The 18,661-nt window shown below is 70.9% G+C and carries 22 protein-coding genes; 13 read left to right on the top strand and 9 right to left on the bottom strand.

Going from position 1 to position 18,661, the window contains the following annotated elements; translation table 11 throughout:
- The first annotated feature begins 24 nt into the window (after nt 1-24).
- A complete protein-coding gene (locus C466_RS08615; protein WP_004598363.1) occupies nt 25-1,878 on the top strand; it encodes a radical SAM protein in 1,854 nt (617 codons plus the stop codon).
- Nucleotides 1,879-1,881: 3 nt separating this feature from the next.
- Nucleotides 1,882-2,751: an MBL fold metallo-hydrolase gene (locus tag C466_RS08610; protein WP_004598364.1), complete on the top strand. Its 870-nt coding sequence runs from the start codon at nt 1,882-1,884 to the stop codon at nt 2,749-2,751.
- Nucleotides 2,752-2,785: 34 nt separating this feature from the next.
- Here C466_RS08610 and C466_RS08605 read toward each other — a convergent pair whose 3' ends face one another.
- Together C466_RS08605 and C466_RS08600 are read right to left on the bottom strand one after the other, a co-directional pair.
- Entirely contained in the window at nt 2,786-3,406 is a 621-nt protein-coding gene (locus C466_RS08605; protein ID WP_004598365.1) for an HAD family hydrolase, read from the bottom strand.
- A 95-nt stretch (nt 3,407-3,501) separates the two neighbouring features.
- Nucleotides 3,502-3,984 (bottom strand): DUF7321 family protein, encoded by a 483-nt coding sequence (locus C466_RS08600; protein WP_004598366.1) that lies wholly within the window; start codon nt 3,982-3,984, stop codon nt 3,502-3,504.
- 139 nt (nt 3,985-4,123) lie between these two features.
- Between C466_RS08600 and C466_RS08595 the strand changes: the two genes are divergently transcribed.
- From C466_RS08595 to C466_RS08555, 9 genes are all read left to right on the top strand, one after another.
- The gene (locus C466_RS08595; RefSeq protein WP_004598367.1) at nt 4,124-5,005 is read left to right on the top strand and encodes a DUF7319 domain-containing protein; all 882 of its coding nucleotides are present in this window, start codon (nt 4,124-4,126) and stop codon (nt 5,003-5,005) included.
- A 95-nt stretch (nt 5,006-5,100) separates the two neighbouring features.
- Nucleotides 5,101-5,748 carry a halocyanin domain-containing protein gene (locus tag C466_RS08590; RefSeq protein ID WP_004598368.1) on the top strand — a complete coding sequence of 216 codons (648 nt, stop codon included), beginning with the start codon at nt 5,101-5,103 and terminating at the stop codon, nt 5,746-5,748.
- Nucleotides 5,745-6,134 (top strand): DUF7318 family protein, encoded by a 390-nt coding sequence (locus tag C466_RS08585; RefSeq protein ID WP_004598369.1) that lies wholly within the window; start codon nt 5,745-5,747, stop codon nt 6,132-6,134. The genes C466_RS08590 and C466_RS08585 overlap by 4 nt, the downstream gene beginning before the upstream one ends.
- Nucleotides 6,135-6,141: 7 nt before the next feature.
- Nucleotides 6,142-6,951, top strand: coding sequence for a cytochrome b (locus tag C466_RS08580; RefSeq protein WP_026046182.1), 810 nt, complete (start codon nt 6,142-6,144; stop codon nt 6,949-6,951).
- Between the two features lie 4 nt (nt 6,952-6,955).
- Nucleotides 6,956-7,744: a cytochrome b family protein gene (locus C466_RS08575; protein ID WP_004598371.1), complete on the top strand. Its 789-nt coding sequence runs from the start codon at nt 6,956-6,958 to the stop codon at nt 7,742-7,744.
- Nucleotides 7,745-7,822: 78 nt separating this feature from the next.
- Nucleotides 7,823-8,254, top strand: a complete 432-nt coding sequence (locus C466_RS08570; RefSeq protein ID WP_004598372.1) for a DUF7315 family membrane protein — start codon at nt 7,823-7,825, stop codon at nt 8,252-8,254.
- 4 nt (nt 8,255-8,258) lie between these two features.
- The gene (locus tag C466_RS08565; protein ID WP_004598373.1) at nt 8,259-8,543 is read left to right on the top strand and encodes a DUF7314 family protein; all 285 of its coding nucleotides are present in this window, start codon (nt 8,259-8,261) and stop codon (nt 8,541-8,543) included.
- Between the two features lie 111 nt (nt 8,544-8,654).
- Nucleotides 8,655-9,401 carry an NAD(+)/NADH kinase gene (locus C466_RS08560; RefSeq protein WP_004599752.1) on the top strand — a complete coding sequence of 249 codons (747 nt, stop codon included), beginning with the start codon at nt 8,655-8,657 and terminating at the stop codon, nt 9,399-9,401.
- A gap of 94 nt (nt 9,402-9,495) precedes the next feature.
- Nucleotides 9,496-9,939: a DUF7313 family protein gene (locus C466_RS08555; protein WP_004598375.1), complete on the top strand. Its 444-nt coding sequence runs from the start codon at nt 9,496-9,498 to the stop codon at nt 9,937-9,939.
- Nucleotides 9,940-9,981: 42 nt separating this feature from the next.
- On the opposite strand, the gene C466_RS08550 is transcribed toward C466_RS08555, so the two are convergent.
- The 5 genes from C466_RS08550 to C466_RS08530 form a co-directional block, all read right to left on the bottom strand.
- A complete protein-coding gene (locus C466_RS08550) occupies nt 9,982-11,298 on the bottom strand; it encodes a M28 family peptidase (RefSeq protein WP_004598376.1) in 1,317 nt (438 codons plus the stop codon).
- A 97-nt stretch (nt 11,299-11,395) separates the two neighbouring features.
- Entirely contained in the window at nt 11,396-12,055 is a 660-nt protein-coding gene (locus C466_RS08545; protein WP_004598377.1) for a DUF420 domain-containing protein, read from the bottom strand.
- Nucleotides 12,056-12,202: 147 nt separating this feature from the next.
- Nucleotides 12,203-13,255 carry an NAD(P)-dependent glycerol-1-phosphate dehydrogenase gene (locus C466_RS08540; RefSeq protein ID WP_004598378.1) on the bottom strand — a complete coding sequence of 351 codons (1,053 nt, stop codon included), beginning with the start codon at nt 13,253-13,255 and terminating at the stop codon, nt 12,203-12,205.
- Nucleotides 13,256-13,388: 133 nt separating this feature from the next.
- A complete protein-coding gene (locus C466_RS08535) occupies nt 13,389-14,087 on the bottom strand; it encodes a LysE family translocator (RefSeq protein ID WP_004598379.1) in 699 nt (232 codons plus the stop codon).
- A gap of 148 nt (nt 14,088-14,235) precedes the next feature.
- Nucleotides 14,236-15,048, bottom strand: a complete 813-nt coding sequence (locus tag C466_RS08530) for a DUF2103 domain-containing protein (RefSeq protein WP_004598380.1) — start codon at nt 15,046-15,048, stop codon at nt 14,236-14,238.
- A 145-nt stretch (nt 15,049-15,193) separates the two neighbouring features.
- On the opposite strand from C466_RS08530, the gene C466_RS08525 reads away from it, so the two are divergent.
- Nucleotides 15,194-15,883 (top strand): hypothetical protein, encoded by a 690-nt coding sequence (locus tag C466_RS08525; protein ID WP_004598381.1) that lies wholly within the window; start codon nt 15,194-15,196, stop codon nt 15,881-15,883.
- Nucleotides 15,880-16,515: a hypothetical protein gene (locus C466_RS08520; RefSeq protein ID WP_004598382.1), complete on the top strand. Its 636-nt coding sequence runs from the start codon at nt 15,880-15,882 to the stop codon at nt 16,513-16,515. Before C466_RS08525 ends, C466_RS08520 begins: the two co-directional genes overlap by 4 nt.
- Nucleotides 16,516-16,554: 39 nt before the next feature.
- Here C466_RS08520 and C466_RS08515 read toward each other — a convergent pair whose 3' ends face one another.
- Both C466_RS08515 and C466_RS08510 read right to left on the bottom strand, forming a co-directional pair.
- Nucleotides 16,555-17,727, bottom strand: a complete 1,173-nt coding sequence (locus C466_RS08515) for an ArsA family ATPase (RefSeq protein WP_004598383.1) — start codon at nt 17,725-17,727, stop codon at nt 16,555-16,557.
- 671 nt (nt 17,728-18,398) lie between these two features.
- Nucleotides 18,399-18,656 (bottom strand): hypothetical protein, encoded by a 258-nt coding sequence (locus tag C466_RS08510; RefSeq protein ID WP_004598384.1) that lies wholly within the window; start codon nt 18,654-18,656, stop codon nt 18,399-18,401.
- Nucleotides 18,657-18,661 lie beyond the last annotated feature (5 nt).

The following is an 18,661-nucleotide window of genomic DNA, read 5'->3' as shown; positions in this document are numbered from 1 at the left end:
TCTCGGCCGACTACGGACGGTAACATGACCGATTCGCCCGCGTCGGCCCGGGGGTCGCTCCCGGCCGACCCGAACGACCTCGCCGTCACCATCGTCGACGGGTACGTCGACGAGCCGGCACACTTCGGCGTCCCGCCGTACCTCTCGACGTACCCCCGGTACACGGCCGGCGCGCTCGTCGACGCGGGCGTCCCGGAGTCACAGATCACGTATCACACCATCGACGAGCTCCGCGACGACCGGAGCAAACACGCCGACGTGGCTGACGCGGACCTCATGGTGTACGTCGGCGGGATGACGGTGCCCGGGAAGTACGTCGGCGGTACCCCCGCCGAGCCGGACGAGGTGCGCGAACTCGGCTGGACGGCCGACGGCGTGACCCTGCTCGGCGGCCCGGTTCGGTTCGGGGTCGGCGAGGAGAACGCGGGCGCACAGGAGACGCAGCGCGACGACCTCGACTACGACTTCGTCGCGATGGGCGACGTCGAGGCCGCGGCCCACGACCTCGTCCGCGAGGGGCTTGAGGGGTACGGCAACCGGATGCGGACGAACGAGGAGGTCGACCGCTGGGCCCGGCAGGGGGCGTTCGTCGTCGAGCAGCACCCGAACCACCCCGACTACCTCATCTGCGAGATGGAGACCTCCCGCGGGTGCGCGTACCGCTGTTCGTTCTGTACGGAGCCGCTGTACGGCGACCCGGCGTTCCGGACTCCCGGCTCCGTCGTCAGCGAGGTCGACGCGCTCTCGAACCGGGGAGTCAGACACTTCCGGCTCGGGCGGCAGGCCGACATCCTCGCGTTCGGCGGCGACGGCGAGGCGCCGAACCCCGACGCCCTGCGGGAGCTGTACGGCGGGATCCGCGAGGTCGCGCCCGACCTCCGGACGCTTCACCTCGACAACATGAACCCCGTGACGATCACGGACTACCCCGAGGCCTCCCGCGAGGCGATCCGCGTCATCGCCGAGCACAACACGCCCGGCGACACGGCCGCCTTCGGCCTCGAATCGGCCGACCCCGTGGTTCAGGAGCAGAACAACCTGCTCGTCACCGCCGAGGAGTGCCTGGAGGCCGTCCGCGTCGTCAACGAGGAGGGCGGCTGGCGGCCGGGCGACGCGCCGGAGACGACGCCCGGCGACCCGACGCGCGTCACCGGCCCCTCGACCGGGCCGGACGCCTCGCCGCGGCTGCCGAAGCTGCTCCCCGGGATCAACCTCGTCCACGGGCTCGCGGGCGAGCGCCCGGAGACGTACGAGCACAACAAGGAGTTCCTCCGGACGGTGTACGACGAGGGGCTGATGCTCCGCCGGATCAACATCCGGCAGGTGATGGCGTTCGCGGGCACGGAGATGGCGGAGACGGGCGCGGACGTCGCACAGGAGCACAAAGACCAGTTCCAGGCGTACAAGCGCGAGGTGCGCGAGACCGTCGACAACCCGATGCTCGACCGCGTCGTCCCGCCGGGGACCGTCCTGCCCGACCTCCACCTCGAGTACCACCAGGACGGCAAGACGTTCGGGCGCCAGCTGGGCACCTACGCGCTCCTCGTGGCGGTTCCGGGCGAGCGCGAACTCGGTACGACCATCGACGTGGCGATCACCGACCACGGGTACCGCTCCGTGACGGGCGTCCCGTACCCGCTCGACGTCAACGCGGCCTCGATGGACGAGCTGACCGCGATCCCGGGGATCAACCGGAGCCGAGCCGGCGACATCGTGGTCGGGCGGCCCTACGAGTCGGTCGAGGCGGTCGACGACGGCGTGGCCGACCTCGCGGCGTACGCGGTCGCCGGCGACACCGACGTGCCGATCCCCGGCCGCGAGCGCCCCGGCTCCGGCCCGGGCCCGGCCGCGCGTTCGTCGCTCGGGCGCGGAGACTGAGCGATGTCGGGCGACGGTCCGAAGTCGGGCGATGGTCCGAAGTCAGGCGACGACCCCGCGGTCACCCGCGTCGAGGTCCCCGTCGACACGCGCGCCCCCGGTGAGACCACGAACGCGTACCTGCTCGACGGGCTCCTCGTCGACCCGGCGGCGCGGACCGACGCGCTCGACGCCGCGTTCGCGGAGCGGGGGTCGGCCGACGCGGCCGCCCCGTCGGTCGAGGCGATCGCGGTCACCCACGCCCACCCGGACCACGTGGGCGCGGTCGGGGAGTACGCCGCCCTGACCGACGCGACCGTCGTCGCCCGCGAGGGGCACGCCGACCGGTTCGCCGCGGCGGCCGGCGTCGACCCCGACGAGACGGTCGCGCCGGGCGAGACGGTGGCCGACACCGGAGTCCGCGTCGTCGACGCGCCGGGGCACGCGCCCGACCACGTCGCGTTCGCGGCCGGAGACCCGACGGGTGAAGCCCGCTCCGTGCTGTGCTGCGGCGACCTCGCCGTCGCCGAGGGGAGCGTCGCAGTCGCCGCGCCCGAGGGGGACCTGTCTGCGTACCTCGAAAGCCTCGAACGGGTGCGCGACGCCGGCTACGACCGACTCCTCCCGGGTCACGGACCGGCGATCGACGATCCCGAGGCGACGTGCGACCGACTGATCGACCACAGACTGGCCCGCGAGCGCGACGTGATCGCCGCGATCGATGGCGGCGCCGCGGACCTCGACGCGGTCGTCGACGGCGCCTACGAGAAGGACCTCTCCGGCGTGCGGGACCTCGCGCTGGCGACGGTCGCGGCGCACGTCGAGAAGCTGGTCTCGGAGGGTCGGGTGGGCGAGGCGTGGCGGGCACGGCTGGCGGACCGCGAGTTCGAGTAGCTCGCCCGCAGCCGCCCTGCCTCCGTCGAACCGCCTACGGCTCCGCTTCGAGTTCGCCGACGACCTCGGACAGCGGCGTCTCCGTCACGTCGACGAAGCGGCCGCCGGCGGCGACGATCCCCCCGTCGGTCTCCGCGTCGTCGCCGACGTGGACGAGCGCGGTCGTCGATGTGTCCAGCGCCTCCGCCGCGGCCTCGAACGCGGAGGGGTGGGGTTTGCGCCAGCCGCAGCCGACGCTCGTCGTGACCGCGTCGAACTCGCCGCGGAGCCCGGCGCGGATCAGCGTCCGCGGGACGAGTTCCGGGACGGCGCAGTTCGAGAGCAGCCCGACCGGCCCGCGCTCACCGGCGCCCCGGACCGCGTCGATCGCGCCGTCGCGCCGGGTCACGTCCGGGTCGAACGCCGCGATCACGGCGTGTCTGGCGACGTTCTGCTCCGCGTCGACGCCGCGGGAGTCGAGCGCGCGGGCGACGTGCGCGGGGAGGGGGACCTCCGCGCCGGCCGGCGCCTCGACGTGCTGCTCCCCGTACGCGACGTGCCAGTCGTCGGGGACCGTCACGCCGCGGGACTCCAGTTCGCGCGCGACCGCTTCCGCCGGGTCGGACGGGTACTCGACGTCGACGAGGGTCCCGAAGAGGTCGAAGGTGACTGCCACGATACCCCTGTTACGAGCAAACCAAGATTGAACCTGTCGGTCGGGGAGACGGGTTTCGACGCGCGACAAACGGACCGTTCGCCGGGGCGCCGCGGTCAGATCATCGACGCGAGGTGGAGCGTGTACAGCCGGTAGAGCCCGGTCACCCACGCGCACAGCCACAGGAGCATGAAGCCGGCGACGCCGGCGCGGAGCCGCTTCCGCCAGTGGCCCATGTCCTCGTGGATCTCGTCGATGTCGACGTCGCGGTCCTCGTAGGCGTCCGCGTTCCGCTTCGCCTGGAAGATCCGCACGATCCCGGTGAGCGCGAACGCCAGGAGGGCGTACGCCTGGATGCCGAAGAAGGCGTGGACGATGGCCATCCCGGTCAGCTGATCGAGGACGCGCGGGATCATCCACCCGACGATGGGGACGGTCGTGAGCACCAGTCCCGCGACGATGTACCGCAGGTGCCGCATCAGCACGTTCCACGACACCGTCTCCGCGTCGATCATGATCCAGGCGCCGTACAGGAGGAAGGGGAGGCTCGTCGTCACGGACACCCCGGCGAGCGCCGCGATGACCGACTCGTCGACCATGCGAGCGGCTACGTGCTCCGGCGCGTAAAGCCCCGCGATCCGCGTCCGGCGACGCCGTCTCCGGACGTGCGGTCCCGGGCCCCCGGCGGCCGGGCGCGGACGAAAACAGTTAGCGTCAGGAGCACGTAGCGCCGAGGTGATGGAGGACACCTCGACGCGGTCGGAGTCGGAGTCGCCGCCGGAGGAGTCGCCCGATCCGGCGGCCGACGGTTCGGACGACCGCACGGCACCCGACGACGGCGAGCCCGGAGCGCCCGACGCCGACGGGACGCGAGCGGACGAGACCGACATCGAGGCCCTCCGCGAGCGCGTCGAGTCGGAGTACGACTTCGACGACTTCGGGCCCTCCGACATGGCGCAGATGAGCGCAGAGGAGTGGGACGCCGCGTTCGACCCGGACACGTGGATCACCGGCGACCGGCTCCTCGACCGCGTCGACGCCGAGCTGAAGTCCCGGATCGCGACCCGCGACGTGTTCGGCGTCTTGGAGCGCGTCCGCGAGGACGGCGAGGAGCGCATCCTCGTCTACTCCGACGAGGGATACGCGATCATCCGTCCCACGGGCGAGGTACGCGGCGAGGGGACGGTGCTTCGAGACATCGAGCCGGTCGTCGCGCTCGCGGCGATGGAGTCGTACGAGGTGCCCGAACCGCCCGAGGACTGGTCGCTCCCGCACCCGGACAGCGTCCCGGAGGGCTCCGGCGAGTTCGGCAACCTCGTGGTGCAGGCCGTCGCCGCGGTCCAGGTGCTCGCCGGCGCGGCGCTCCTCGTCGCGAGCGCCGTGGCCGACCTCGGGACGATCGTCGCGCCGGCGATGGGCGCCGTCTTCCTCTTGATCGGTCTCTTCCTCTTCGCGATGGTGGCGAACGCGCGGCTCTCGGACCGGTTCCGCTCGGAGGAGTACCGGGACCGACTGCGCGCGCTCCGCGAGGCGAAGGAGCGGCCCGGGTTCGTCCCCGTCGAAGACGGCGTCGTGACCGACGAGGACGCCGACGCAACGGAGCGCGACCGAGAGAATTAATCCGACGATTTCGACGGTTTCAGCCCCCGAGACCTCCTCCACGTCGGCGGTTTCAGTCGGTGGGTTTAAGCGAACCCCGTCCCGAGTGAGAGTGTATGAAAAGGCGGGACTTCGTGCGGACGGCCGGCGGCGCGACCGCCGCCGTCGCGGCCTCCGCCGGGGCGACCGGAACGGTGGCTGCACAGGAGGTACAGCCCGACTGGCCGAGCGGGGCGGCCGACGGCAACGTCGGGTCGTACACCGACGCCCGCGGCCAGGACGAGGTAACCATCTCGGTCGGCGCCGGCAGCGACGGCCTCGCGTTCGATCCGACCCTCGTGTGGGTCGACGAGGGAACGACCATCGTCTGGGAGTGGACCGGGAACGGCGGCGACCACAACGTCCAGACGGTCGACGACGGCGGCCCGGCCAGCCTCGACAGCGGGAACCCCGTCGGTGAGGAGGGGTACACCTACGAGTACGAGACGTCGAGCGAGGACGCCGGCATCACCCACTACCACTGCGTCCCCCACACCGCGGTCGGCATGCACGGCGGCATCGCCGTCGGCGAGGACGTCGCCACCGTCGAGGTCGGCGGCGCGAGCACCGGGTGGCCGGAGGACATCGCCAAGGTCGGCGTCCCCCTCCACGCTCACTGGGTCGGGATCTCCGCGATGCTCGGCATCGGGATGACGTTCGTGTTCACGTTCTACATGCTCAAATACGGCGAGTCGGCCCACACGGGCCACGGAGGTGCCAGATGAGCTCCGGCGGCTCCTCGTACGGTGACATCCACCGGTACGAGCCGGCCCGCGAGAGCACCGCCGCCGCGATCGCGATCGTCCTCCTCACCGTCATCGAGGTCGTGTTCGTCGCCCTGTTCACCTACGGACTGATGTCCGCGTGGGCGTCGACGGAGGCGGGGAACATGTACGTCGGCGCGCTGTTGGCCTTCATCTTTATTGATCTCGCGTTCATCCTTCTCCTGTACCGGAAGGAGTTCCTGCCGGACGTGATGATCGTGAAAAAGCGCCGCCGCAAGTGGGAGGATCTGTACGTCCGCGAAGAGGACAAGGAGGGCAAAGGCATCGACACCGGCGGCCTCGCGGAGACGCTGAAGCGCGCGGTGTACCCGTACTACAAGAAGTGATTCGACAATGAGTCTGAAAAAACAAGACGACATGGACCACAACGCGTGGCTCAAGAGTCAGGACCTCACGGCCATCGAGACGGCGTTCCTGACCACGCTCATCTGGCTGGACAAGCGGCTCCGCATCGTCGACTACCTCGAGCTGCTGGAGACGATGTACTACCGCGCGAACCTCCAGATGCCGAAGAGCCACACCGAGCAGTACGACCTCGACAACAAGTTCTGGTACTGGTACCCGCTGTACTCGCTCGGGTCCCTCTCCATCATCGCGTATCTGCTCGCGGCGGTCTCGGGCGCGCTGCTCGGGTTCTACTACGCGCCGTCGACCGCGGGCGCGGCGGCGCAGGGCGACCCAACCGCCGCGTACGACTCGATGGTGATGATCATGAAAGACGTCCAGTTCGGCTTCATGCTCCGGTCGATCCACCGCTGGGCGGCGCAGTTCATGGTGGCGGCGGTGTTCCTCCACATGCTGCGCGTCTACTTCACCGGCGCGTACAAGGAGCCGCGCGAGGTCAACTGGATCCTCGGCGTCGTGCTCATCGCCCTGACGCTGCTGTTCGGCTTCTCCGGGTACGTGCTCCCGTGGAAGCAGCTGTCCTTCTGGGCGGCGCAGATCGGCGTCGAGCTGGCCCTCGCGACCCCCATCGTGGGCGAGTGGGCGGCCCAGCTGCTGTTCGGCGGCTTCACCCTCGGACAGGCGACGCTCGTGAGAATGTACATCCTGCACGTGTTCGTGTTGCCGTTCGTGGTCACCGCGCTCATCGCGATCCACGTCGGCATCGTCTGGGTGCAGGGCATCGCGGAGCCGCACTAATCCAATGACCGACGACACCACAGCCATGACGGACGGAGGCACCGACGACGAGGCGCGGACCGACGGCGGCCCGCCGGCGACGGTCCCGCCGGACGACGAGACGCCGACCTGGTCCGAGCGGAAGGAGCGCAGCCAGGGGCTCGCGCAGCTCACCTACCAGTACTTCGAGCGCTCCCGCCGCGAGGACGAGGACCTGCGGACGGAGTCGACGTACGTCGAGCGCGACGTGCTCGGCTTCCCGACGTGGCCCCACGAGACGATCCGCAACCTCGCGATCACCTCGTTCTTCCTGGGGGTCATCCTGCTCGTGGCCTCGATCCTGCCGTCCCACTTCGGCGACCCGGCGAACCCCGGCTCCACGCCGGCGATCATCCTGCCCGACTGGTACCTCTACTGGTCGTTCGGCCTACTGAAGCTCAGCCCGATCAACCCCGAGCTCGCGGTGTTGGGCGGTAACATCGTCGTGTCCAACGAGCTGTACGGGCTCATCGCCCACGGCGCCATCTTCGGCGTCATCACGCTCGTCCCCTTCCTCAACAAGGGCAACGCACGGCGCCCCGTCGAGGAGCCGGGGTGGGCCGCGCTCGGCGTAACCGGCGTCATCCTGGCGATCACGCTGGCGGTGCTAGCCATCCAGAACTTCTTCCCGGTCCCGCTCGAGCTGCTGTTCTCGCTCGTGTTCATGCTCCCCGTCGCGGGCGGCGTCATCACCTACGCGGTGTTGAAAACGATGCGCGAGGGGTACATGTACGACCTCAACCGGCGGTACTACATGCTGCGGCCGCCGAAGTAACGGCGAACCTCCGTTGCGACCGCGACCGGAGCGCGGTCGCGGTCCACATCCACTCCGTTCCGACGCCCCGTATCACCCATGTCATCCTCAACAGACGGCGACGCCTCGCAGTCGTTCGATGAGACCGGCGACCCGATCGCGGCCGACGACGACGAGGACCCGCGCAACGAGCCGACGGGCCCGCGGGAGGGGCCGAGCGGCCGAGAGGTCGTCGTCCCATTCCGGCTGTACAAGGCCGTCACCGTCTTCTCGACGCTCGCCGCGGTCGTCACCTACCTCGTCGGGTTCACGCTCATCGACGCCGCGACGCTTCAGATAAGCTTCGTCCGGACGACCATCGTCTACCTGCTCGACAGCGCCGGAATCCTGCCGCCGGAGGACGTGCTCGTGGCGATAATGGCAATCACCGGCGTCGGCTTCATCGTCCTCGGGACCGCCGTGTACGTGCTCGGGACCCGGTTCCGCGGACAAGGGATGGGAAAGTCTCAAGACGACTCCAGCGAAACGTGAGGTAATGGCAGACGAGTTCATGAAGGGCTTCGCCCTGTTCACGATCGGCGGTCTCGGGTGGATCACCTTCGGCGGCTGGTACCGGACGCCGTCGTACTACCAGGTGTCACAGCTCGTGAACCCGGCGGAGGGCGTGAACACGGCGTACGGCGAGGTCGGCCTGCTCGCGGGCGACGTGTTGTTCTGGCTGATGGTCCTCGGCGCGCTGACGTTCTGGGTGCTCATCCCCGCCAGCCGGCAGCTCCGCGACGCCTTGGACGGCGGCGACGACGACGCGGCCGCGAACTGAACCGAACTCTCTCGTCTCGCTTTCTCCGTCAGTTCGGTCCCCTGAGAGCGACGCCGACGCCTCTCGCCGACGAACCGAGAGCTTTTCACCGCCGCTCGCCCAGCCTCGCGCATGAGTGAGCCGACGCGCCGCCTCGCGGTTCTCGGCGACGGCGACCCGGCGGCGGCGATCCGATCGGCGGTCGACGGCGCGGGCGCCCGTCTCGTCGACCGCACCGAGGCGGACGCGGTCGTCGCCGTCGGGGACGCCGCGCTCCGGGAGGCGATGCGCGCGGCCGCGACCGGAGACGCGCGGTCGGCTCCGATCCTCCCGGTCGGGGACGGTCGTCACGCGGTCGACCCGGACCGCGGGACCGAGCGCGTCGCGGGGGTCGTCGACGGACTCGGCGGGTCGGCGAGCGCGGTCGACGGATTCTCTCGCGTCGCGCACCCGGTCTTGGCGGTCGACGGCGCCGGCGACGCCCCGCGCCGATTCGCGGCCGCGGACGTCGCCTTCGTGACGGCGGAGCCGGCCCGGATCTCCGAGTACGGGATCGCCTTTTCCGACGGGGAGTCGGTCTCGGTGCGCGCGGACGGCGCCGTGATCGCGACGCCGCTCGGCAGCGACGGCTACGCGGCGGCGGCCGGGGGGCCCGTGGTGTCGCCCGGCGGCGGCCTCTCGGTCGTCCCCGTCTCGCCGTTCACGACTCGCCCCGACACGTGGGTCGCGAGCGGGGGTGTCCGCGTCACGGTCGAGCGCGAGGAGGAACCGGTCGCGCTGGTCGTTGACGGCGATCGCCGCGGGACCGTCGAGCCGCACCGCGCGGTCGGCGTCGAGGTCGCGACGACGGTCGACCTCCTCTCGGCGACGGCGGAGTGAGGGGCCACTCCCCCGCGCCCCGCGGCGTCCGCGACCCCGTCGCGGGAGCGCCGATCGGAAACACTCTAATACGTCGTGAACGGAAATGGTGGATATGGACCCACTGCAGTTCCTCGTTCCCCTCGGCTGGCTGGCGGCCGCCGGGCCGGCGCTGCCGTACGCGATCTTCGTGATGACCGTCGCGAACCTCGCGACCCGGCACCTCGCGCACAGGCGACACGTCGATCAGGGACAGGAGGCCGACAGCGTGGAGGCGTACACGCCGCACGTGTTCACCAACGTCGGGCTCGTCCTCCTCTCGTTCCTCTTCATCCTCGACTCGCCCGTGAGAGGGACGATCCTTGCGGTGCTCGTGCTGGCGATGTTCATCGCCGACTTCTTCGAGCTGGAGGCACGCAACGTCGAGGCCCGCAACGACATGGAGATCGAGGCGCCGAAGAGCTCGATCGCCGCCTCGCTCGTCGTGTTGGTGTGGACGTCGTACTTCGCGCTGTTCTTCGTCGTCGAAGGGATCTGGAACCAGTTCGTCGTCGCCTGACGGACTCCGCCCCCGACCGCGGCTTCCCTTTCCGCCCTCCGCTTAGAACGTCCAGTCGCCGGTGAGCTTCATCCCCGTCGCCTTCCCCTCTGCTTCGAGCGCCGCGGCGATCTCGTCGGTGTCCCGGCGCGGGATCGACGCGTCCGCCTCGGCGAGGTCGACGACGAGTTCGGTGAGGAGGATCGCCTGCTCCCGGAGGTTCCGCGACTCCAGCTTGTCGAGCGTGTCCGCGTGGGTGTGGCCCCAGCCGCGCCCCTCGGTCTCGCCGGAGACCATGTACCCGGGGATCCCCCGCTTCACGAACGGCCAGTGGTCGCTGTGGGGCACCAGCTCCTCGCCGGTCGAGACCGGGTGATCGAAGCGGTCGCTCACGCGCTCGGCGGCCGCCGCCAGCGCGTCGAAGTCGTGGTGGTCGAGCCGGAGCGTCCGGCCGAACACGTTGCTGTCGACGTTGACCACGGCGCGGACCGCCTCTCTGTCGGCGGCCTCGGCCGCCACCGACGAGCCGACGAGGCCGACCTCCTCGGCGCCGAACGCGGCGAACCGCACCTTCACGTCGAGCTCGTCTTCGCGGGCCGCGAGCGCCCGCGCGACCTCGACGATCGTGGCGGTCCCGGCCCCGTTGTCCATGGCGCCCTCCGCGAGGTCGTGTGCGTCGACGTGCGAGGAGACGATCAGGTGCTCGTCGGTGTCGGGCCCCAGCTCGGCGACCGCGTTCCCGCTCGTCGCGGTCGGTGTCTCGCAGTCGACCGCGACGGTCAGGTCGTCACCCTCGTTCCGTCGCGAGAGGCGGGCGCCGGTCTCCTTCGAGACGCCGACCGCCGGGATCGCTCCGATCGGGTCGTCGGCGGTCCCGACGCTCCCGGTCGGCGGGAGCGTCCCCTCGACGTGGTTGGCGAAGACGAAGGCGGCCGCGCCGGCGTCGACCGCGCGGTAGTACTTCTCGCGGCGGTGGACGAACCGGTCGACCGAGTCAGGTGTGTCCGAGGAGGCCATCACGACTTTCCCCTCCAAGTCGGCCTCGAAGTCCCCGGGGACCCCGTAGCCGAGGTCGACGAACTCGCCGGTCGCCTCGCCGCTGGGACTGCGCGGCAGCGCGATGCACTCGTTCGGGCCGACCGCGACCGGCTCGTCGGTCGTCGGGTCCCGGACCGCGCTGTCGCCGCGCTCCCAGCCCTGAATCCCGAACTCCTCTATCGCCGCGTTTCGCGCGCCCGCGTCGGCGAACGCGTCGCGGGTCAGCTCCAAGGCCTCGCGCTCGCCCGCCGAGCCGGCCGTCCGGTCGCCGACGTCGACGAGGTCGAGGAGGTGGTTCCAGCCCGCGTCGCTCGTGAACGTCTCGCCGATCCACTCTGTCATGGGTGTGGGTGTCGCGGCCGCCGCTCAAGCGTTTCGGTGGCGGCGGGGGCGGCCGGAAGCGGGGAACGAGGCGACGGGCGATCGGGGGCGGTGGCGGTCAGACCGGCACGGCCGGGAGGAGGACCGTCGCGGCCTCGGCGGCGGCGAACGTCGAGTCGTACAGGTGGTTCAAGAGGAGGTAGGTGACGACCCCGAGGGCGAGCGAGAGGATCCACGCGCTCGCGGCGATCCGGCCGACGCGCCGGTGGGGCGTCTCGGTCCGCAGCTCCCGCTCGCTGTGCGTGAGCCCGAGGACGATCGCGTAGAGGACGACGGGGACGGAGACGACGGAGAGGATGATGTGGATCGCGAGCATGATCAGGTACGCGGGGTACACCCAGTCCCACAGCGGGACCCAGGCGTACGCCGAGTCCAGCACGAACTCCTTGGTGCCGCCGCCGGCGACCTTCGGGAGGTACATCCCGAGGAACAGGAGGATGAGGCCGAACGAGGTCGTCATCGCGGCCGCGTGTTTCTTCACCTCGTCGTTGCGGATCCAGTACCACCCGAGCGAGAGGGTGATCACGGTGACCGTGTTGACGACGGCGATGGCGTGCGCGAGGAGGTTCACGGTCTCCTGGGTGAGCGTCGGGAACAGCGCCTGAAACTCGGGCACCAAGAACACGCCGCCGACGGCGCCGTAGCCGACGACGGTGAGGAGGACGGTTATCGCGGTGGCCCGCTCCTTGGCCCGCTCGCGAACGCTGGCGGTGGACATATCAGTTGTACTCCCGGGAGCGTTATTGACCTTTCGAGGGCGGACGCCGTCGCCGGAAGCGTGCGCCGACCGAGGCCGACTCGTCGGGGCCGATCGTGGTGCGGTTCGCGTCTGGGGCGCTCGCCGCGGCGCGCGCCGAGCGCGGGGTCACTCGTCGATGACGCCCGTCGCGGTCGCGACCTCTATCGCGGCCTCCTCGTTGATCCCGCCCTGGAGGATGGTGTAGCGGTCGCGGATCTCGTGGGCGCTCGTCAGGGCGGCGAGCAGCTCCGCGTCGTCGATCCCAAGCTCGCTCGCCGTCGTCGGGGCGTCGAGCTCGTCGAGGGCGTCGCGGATGGCGCTCCACCGCCCGTTCTCGCCGCTGTGGAGGTACTCGGTCATGATCGAGGCGACGCCGACCTGGTGGCCGTGGAGCGCCTTGCCGGGCGCGATCCGGTCGAGCTGGTGGGAGATGAGGTGTTCCGCGCCGGAGGCGGGCCGGGAGGAGCCGGCGATCGACATCGCGACGCCGGAGGAGACGAGCGCCTTCACGACCACCCACGCGGACTCCTCGAGGCCCGGGCGGATCATGTCGGCGTTCTCGACGAGCAGCTCCGCGGTCATCTCCGAGAGCGCGCCCGCGTACTCGCTGTACTCGACGTTGCGGAGGCGGCGGGCGAGCCGCCAGTCCTTCACCGCGGTGTAGTTGGAGATGATGTCCGCACAGCCCGCGGTGGTGAGCCGCCACGGCGCCTCCGCGAGCAGCGTCGTGTCCGCGACGACGGCGAGCGGCGGGTCGGCCGCGACCGAGTGACGGGTGTCGCCCTCGGGGATCGAGGAGCGCCCGGAGACGATGCCGTCGTGGGAGGCGACCGTCGGGACGGAGACGAAGCCGACGTCGAGGTGGTCGGCGGCCATCTTCGCGATGTCGATCGGCTTCCCGCCGCCGAGGGCGATCAGGTAGCCGGGGTCGACGGCCTCTGCCGTCGCCTTCAGCTCCTCGACGGCGTCGAAGGACGCCTCCTCGACCACCGCGGTCGCGGGGTCGTCGAACTGCGCGCGGACGCGGTCGCCGGCGATCTCGTTGGGCGTCGGGCTCGTCACGATCAGCGGCCGCCCCGTCAGGTAGAGCTCGCCGACCGCCTCGCCGAGGTCGTCGATGACGTCGTGTCCCACGAGGACGTTCCGCGGGAGCTTGATCCACGTCGTCTTCTCGAACATACGGGTCGGTCGCGCCGACGGGTCAAAGCCGTTGTCCATGCCGGTCGCGGCACGCTCGCGCGCGTCGCGCCGGCGGCGCAGGCGGTAAATCGGTCGCGCCAGCGGGCGCGGCGATCGACGTCGGTCGCGCCCGCTACGCGCCGAGCGCCGCCAGCGTCGTCGCGGCGTCGTAGAGGAAGTAAACGCCGAAGCCGGCGAGCACGACGGCGGAGCCGACGGCGACGAGCGGCGCGAACGTCTCGATCCGGCGCTCGGCGGCGACGAGCCCGGTCGGGAAGCTCACGATCCACGTCAGCACGCCGAGGAAGAACCCGCCGATGAGCGCCGGCGAGCCGGTGGCGACCACGAGCGTCCCGGCGAGGTCCGCGCCGACGACGGGGAGCCGGGCGAGCACGTCGAGTTCGCCCGGCTGGAGGAGGCCGACGCCGATCGTCAGCCAGAACAGCACCTGGTAGGGGTTCGTCAAGGCGAGCACCAGCGCCTTGCGGAACCCCTTCCCCTCCGCGGCGATCGGCTCCTCGCCCGAGGTCGGGCGGAACGACGCGCGCGCGCCCCGCGCCGCGCCGACGGCGAAGTACAGCATCAAGACGCCGCCGACCGCGACCATCGCGCCCTGTAACAGCGGGAACGACTCGACGACCGCGACGACGCCGACGTACGCGAGGACGAAGAAGATCGCGTCGGCGGTCGCCGCGCCGAGCCCCGCCCGGAAGCCGGCGAGGCGCCCGCGGAGGACGGACTCCTCGGCGATCACCGCGTTCATCGGGCCGGGCGGCGCCGCGAGCGCCAGGCCGAAGACGACGCCCGCACCGAGCGTAGCGAGGGAACTCACACCGCTCGCAACGCCCGGTTTCCTGAAAAACCTCGCGACAGAGAGGCGGTCGGTAGCGGTCGATTCCGGGCCGCACGCCCGAGATCGACGCATCGAGGCACAGATCCGAACACTGGGGCCGAGACCCGACCGGGACCGTGGCTCGCGGCTACGCGTCCTGAAGTTCGGCGTCGCGGAGCGCCTCGTTGAGGTCCTCGCGGACGCGCTCGCCGGTCTCGCGGTCCATCGCCGTGGTGACGATCCGGTTCTCCTGAACGCTGGAGCCGTCGCGCAAGAGGAGCCGAACGTTGCCGTTCGCGCCCGCGCGCGTCGCCTTCGCGCGGAGGCCCGTCCGCGAGCCCGTCCCGCCGGCGTCGATGGGTCCGGGGACGATCTTCTTGACGTGCGGGTGTTCCGCGACGGTCTGGACGGCCTTCCGCCCCTTGCGGTCGCCGATGAGCGTCGAGTGCGACCCGCCGATCTTCTCGCGCGGCGGGGTCTCGACGACCGCCAGCGACCGGTCGCCGCGCCGGTCGAGCACCCACGCGACGACCGGGGTCACGTCCGCCTCGCGGTCGGCGTCCGCGGGGCCGCCCCCGGTCGCCGCGCCGCGCTCGCCGGCCCCACCGCTCCCGCTCGCGCCGCCGTCGGGGACGCGGTAGAACTCGTGGTGGAGCTGCGCGCGCGTCTCGCGGAGCGGCTCGCGCTCGCCGGCGGCGTAGACGGTATCGGGACGCTTCCGTCGGATCTCGTCGGCGACCCGGCCCGCGAAGTTCCGCAGCTGGACCTCGCTCAGTCGCTCGCCCTCCTCCGGGCGCGTGGTGACCGTCGTCTCGCCGACGACGTCGTCCTCGTCGAGCAGCGTCAGGTGCGCGCGGTCGGTCTCGAACTCCGCGACGACGGCGTCGGCGTTGGCGGTGTTGCAGGTCAGACAGTAGTCCCCCGGCTTCTCCAGCGGGGTCCCACACCGCCGACAGTTCATACGAACCGAACGGTCGTGGAAGATAAAAGGGCGTCCGTTCGAAGCCGGGTTCGGAGCCGTCCGTCGGGTCCGGCGCGCGGGCCGGCCGCGTCCGGGATCGGCCGGGAGCGACAGCTTATAACCCTCCCCGGCCTCCGTATCGGACATGGACGGAGACCGACGCCGCGACGCCGACGCCGGCTCCGAGGCGGACGTCGGTGACGCGGAACACGACGAGGACCTGGCCGACAGGTTGGAGGCGGTCGAGGACCGGCTGACGGAGCTGGTCCGCGACGGCCGGCTCAACGCCGTCGCCGCGTGGGCGATGATCGCGGTCCTGGCGGGGGTGCTGGTCGAGAGCGCGCTCGACTACGACCTGCTCTCGGCGGTCATCGTCGTCGGCCTCGGCGCGGTCGTGCTCGCGCCGACCGTCGCGGCGCGGGACTGGCGGGCGATGCTGCCGGCGGAGCTGGTCGGACTGGCGCTGTTACCGGTCCTCGTGCGGGCGGTGTTCGGCGGCGAGCTGGGCACGTTCGCGACGTACATCGCCATCGCCGCACTGGCGCTCGTGATCGCCGTCGACCTCCAGATGTTCACCGCCCTGCGGTTCACCCACTGGTTCGCGGTCGCCTTCGTCGTCATGGCGACGCTGGCGACGGCGGCGGTGTGGACGGTGTTGCGCTGGAACCTCGACCAGCGCGTCGGCACCGAGTTCCTGACGACGAACGACGCGCTGATGATCGAGTGGATCTACGTCACGCTGGCGGGGATCGCTGCGGGGCTCCTCTTCGACGGGTACTTCCGGCGGCGCGGGCGCCGCCTCCGCCGCGTCATCCGGCGGGTGGTGCGCCGATGACGCTGCTCCCACGTCCCTCGCTCGCGTCGCAGCGGCGGCTCACGGGCGCGATGCAGGTCCTGCTCGTCGCCATCGTCGCGTACGGCTTCCTCGCGGGCGAACAGAAGGCGATAAGCAACGGGATCATCGCCTTCCTCGTCACGCTGATCCCGGCGACGCTGGAGCGCCGGTACGACCTCCCCTTGGACCCGTGGCTCGCCCTGTGGATCACGATGGCGGTGTTCCTCCACACGGTCGGGTCCGCCGGGTTCTACGCCCGCGTCGAGTGGTGGGACCACATGACGCACGCGCTGTCGGCCTCGCTCGTCGCCGCGGTCGGGTACACGACGCTGCGCGCGGTCGACCTCCACAGCGACGGCATCCGCATCCCGCCGCGGTTCGCGTTCGTCTTCATCGTCGTCGTCGTGCTCGCCTTCGGCGTGCTCTGGGAGCTGTTCGAGTTCGGGCTCGACATCGTCGCGACGGAGACGGGCATCGACATGCCGCTCGCGCAGCACGGGCTCGAAGACACCGTCTCCGATCTCACCTACAACACCATCGGCGCGGTCCTCGTCGGCCTCTTCGGACAGGCGCATCTCACGGGCGTAGCGGAGCTGGTCCGAGACCGGCTGCTCGGGAGCGCGCCCGAGTAGCGGGGACAGGAGTGGAGGGGAGTCAAGCCCCCGGGCCGCTCAGTTCAGACAGGCCGCCACGACCCGCAGCGCGGCCTCGCCGCGCACCTCGTTCGCGAGCAGCGGCACCCGCTTCACCTCGCGGCCGCGGAACAGGTCGGTCGCCTCCCGGAGCGCGTTCTGTTGGACCTCCCAGCGTCGCGCGCAGAACTCGCAGGTGTCGGGGTTCGGCTCGACCACCCAGTCGGGGTCGATCCCGGCCGCTCCGTCGCCGGTCACGTCGCCGACGCCCTCCATCACGCGGTTGACGACGAGCGTGTCCACCGGAATGCCGAACTCGTCGAGGCGCGCGACGAGCCGCTCGGACTCGACGACGCTCATCTCCTCGGGGATCATCACGACCCGGAAGTCGGTCTTGTCGGGGTCCCGGAGCACGGCCCGCAGGCGCTCGATGCGCTCGCGGAGCTCCTCGAGGTCGGCCGAGGGGTCGGGCTCGTCGTCGCCGCCGCCGAACATCCCCTTGATCCCGTCCATCATCCCGGAGAAGCGCTGGCGGAGCTTCATCACGCGGCCGAGCATCGAGTCCATGATCTCCGGCAGCTGGAGCAGCCGGAGGGTGTGGCCCGTCGGCGCGGTGTCGACGACGACGCGGTCGAACCGCGGGTCGTCGAGGTACTCCAGCAGCTGGCGCATCGCCGCCGCCTCGTCGGCGCCGGGCATCGTGCCGCCGAGGAGGCCGCCGAGCCCCTCTCCGTCCTCGCCCGCCATCCCGTCGCCGGCGCCGCCCGGGCCGCCGCCCATCCCGCCCATCGCGTCGCCCATCTCGCCGAGCCCGCCGAGCGGGTCGCCGTCGGCGCCGAACATCCCCTCGTCCATCGCGGCGTCGGGGTCGATCTCGGCGGCGTACAGGGGCACGTCCTCGCGGATGCGCGCCGGCTCGGCGGGGATCTCCGCCTCGTAGGTGTCCGACAGCGAGTGCGCGGGGTCGGTGGAGACGACGAGCGTGCGGACGCCGCCCGCGGCCGAGGCGAGCCCCGTCGCGGCCGCCATCGTCGTCTTCCCGACGCCGCCCTTCCCGCCGTACAGCACGTAGTCGGGCGCGTCGACGCCCGCCGGGAGATCGGCGAGGTCGTCGTCGACAGTGAGAGATTCGTCGCCGTCGGCCGGCTCAACGGAACCTTCGTCCTCGGGCTCGTCGACCCGGTCGACGGGTTCGACGTCGATGTCGTCCATATCGACCCCTCGTTCCGGCGGGCTTGTGTACCCGTCGGTCCCGATAAGGTGTCGGCTTTGTACCCCCTGCGAGGACGTTCGAACTCTCCGCCACCCGTTTATAAATCGCTGATTGCGGAGTGGCGGTGACTGCCGCCAGAGCCCAGCCGATAAGTTATAAAATGAGCTGGCAGATCGACGGAGAACACCACCAAAGCCCCAGCCGCTCACTTATAAAAAGAAACCGGCAGATCGACGGTGAATGCCTCCAAAGCCCCAGTCGGGAGGGCGGCGCAGACGACGCAAGCACCGCAGGGAGCGAACGAAGTGAGCGACCGAGGAGCGCAGCGAGTGTGCGCCGCCCTCCCGACTGCCCCTTTGAGTTCCGCCCTGTACAGTGACCGCACCACCTCACGCCTCCCCAGCCTCGTCGCCGGCGGCGGAGCCACCGGCTGCCAGAGGCGCGTCGCGCCTCGCTGCCGCTCACGCCCTTCGGGCGTTCGCGGCGTCCCTCGCGCGTGCTCCTCGCGGCCGCCGGAGGCGGCCACTCGTAGGCACGCGCCACCCCACAGCCGGTTGTTAATAAATGGTTATCCGGTCGCGCCGTCGCGCTCGACGGCCATCCCGAGGTCGGTCATCGCGTCGAAGGAGTGGGGGACGGAGACGTCGACGTGTCCGGTGCCTCATCAGCGTCAGCTCAGCCGCTTCATCGAGATCAGCGCCGTCGGGATCATGATCGGGATCGTGAGGATGGCGCCGGTGATCACGACGAACGGTGCGACCCCGGCGATCGGATACGCGAGCAGGTCGACGGTCAACAGGTTGACCGCGCTCACCGTCACCGTGTACGCGATCACGGTGAGCGCCACGATCGTCGAGAACACGATACCGACGACGAGCGCCGCGTTCGGTCCCCCTTTCTCCCCGTTCGGCGACGGCTCGTCGCTCATCTGCT

The organism is Halorubrum distributum JCM 10118, from assembly GCF_000337335.1.
In the GTDB taxonomy this organism is placed as follows: domain Archaea; phylum Halobacteriota; class Halobacteria; order Halobacteriales; family Haloferacaceae; genus Halorubrum; species Halorubrum distributum.
This window is presented reverse-complemented; position numbering and strand designations above follow the sequence as displayed.

Coding starts and splice junctions, on each gene's coding strand:
- C466_RS08560 (WP_004599752.1), top strand. CDS start 8,655: ATGAGTGAGCCGACGCGCCGCCTCGCGGTTCTCGGCGACGGCGACCCG.
- C466_RS08590 (WP_004598368.1), top strand. CDS start 5,101: ATGAAAAGGCGGGACTTCGTGCGGACGGCCGGCGGCGCGACCGCCGCC.
- C466_RS08530 (WP_004598380.1), bottom strand. CDS start 15,048: ATGAACTGTCGGCGGTGTGGGACCCCGCTGGAGAAGCCGGGGGACTAC.
- C466_RS08520 (WP_004598382.1), top strand. CDS start 15,880: ATGACGCTGCTCCCACGTCCCTCGCTCGCGTCGCAGCGGCGGCTCACG.
- C466_RS08600 (WP_004598366.1), bottom strand. CDS start 3,984: ATGGTCGACGAGTCGGTCATCGCGGCGCTCGCCGGGGTGTCCGTGACG.
- C466_RS08550 (WP_004598376.1), bottom strand. CDS start 11,298: ATGACAGAGTGGATCGGCGAGACGTTCACGAGCGACGCGGGCTGGAAC.
- C466_RS08540 (WP_004598378.1), bottom strand. CDS start 13,255: ATGTTCGAGAAGACGACGTGGATCAAGCTCCCGCGGAACGTCCTCGTG.
- C466_RS08525 (WP_004598381.1), top strand. CDS start 15,194: ATGGACGGAGACCGACGCCGCGACGCCGACGCCGGCTCCGAGGCGGAC.
- C466_RS08585 (WP_004598369.1), top strand. CDS start 5,745: ATGAGCTCCGGCGGCTCCTCGTACGGTGACATCCACCGGTACGAGCCG.
- C466_RS08565 (WP_004598373.1), top strand. CDS start 8,259: ATGGCAGACGAGTTCATGAAGGGCTTCGCCCTGTTCACGATCGGCGGT.
- C466_RS08610 (WP_004598364.1), top strand. CDS start 1,882: ATGTCGGGCGACGGTCCGAAGTCGGGCGATGGTCCGAAGTCAGGCGAC.
- C466_RS08615 (WP_004598363.1), top strand. CDS start 25: ATGACCGATTCGCCCGCGTCGGCCCGGGGGTCGCTCCCGGCCGACCCG.
- C466_RS08510 (WP_004598384.1), bottom strand. CDS start 18,656: ATGAGCGACGAGCCGTCGCCGAACGGGGAGAAAGGGGGACCGAACGCG.
- C466_RS08570 (WP_004598372.1), top strand. CDS start 7,823: ATGTCATCCTCAACAGACGGCGACGCCTCGCAGTCGTTCGATGAGACC.
- C466_RS08580 (WP_026046182.1), top strand. CDS start 6,142: ATGAGTCTGAAAAAACAAGACGACATGGACCACAACGCGTGGCTCAAG.
- C466_RS08595 (WP_004598367.1), top strand. CDS start 4,124: ATGGAGGACACCTCGACGCGGTCGGAGTCGGAGTCGCCGCCGGAGGAG.
- C466_RS08545 (WP_004598377.1), bottom strand. CDS start 12,055: ATGTCCACCGCCAGCGTTCGCGAGCGGGCCAAGGAGCGGGCCACCGCG.
- C466_RS08555 (WP_004598375.1), top strand. CDS start 9,496: ATGGACCCACTGCAGTTCCTCGTTCCCCTCGGCTGGCTGGCGGCCGCC.
- C466_RS08515 (WP_004598383.1), bottom strand. CDS start 17,727: ATGGACGACATCGACGTCGAACCCGTCGACCGGGTCGACGAGCCCGAG.
- C466_RS08575 (WP_004598371.1), top strand. CDS start 6,956: ATGACCGACGACACCACAGCCATGACGGACGGAGGCACCGACGACGAG.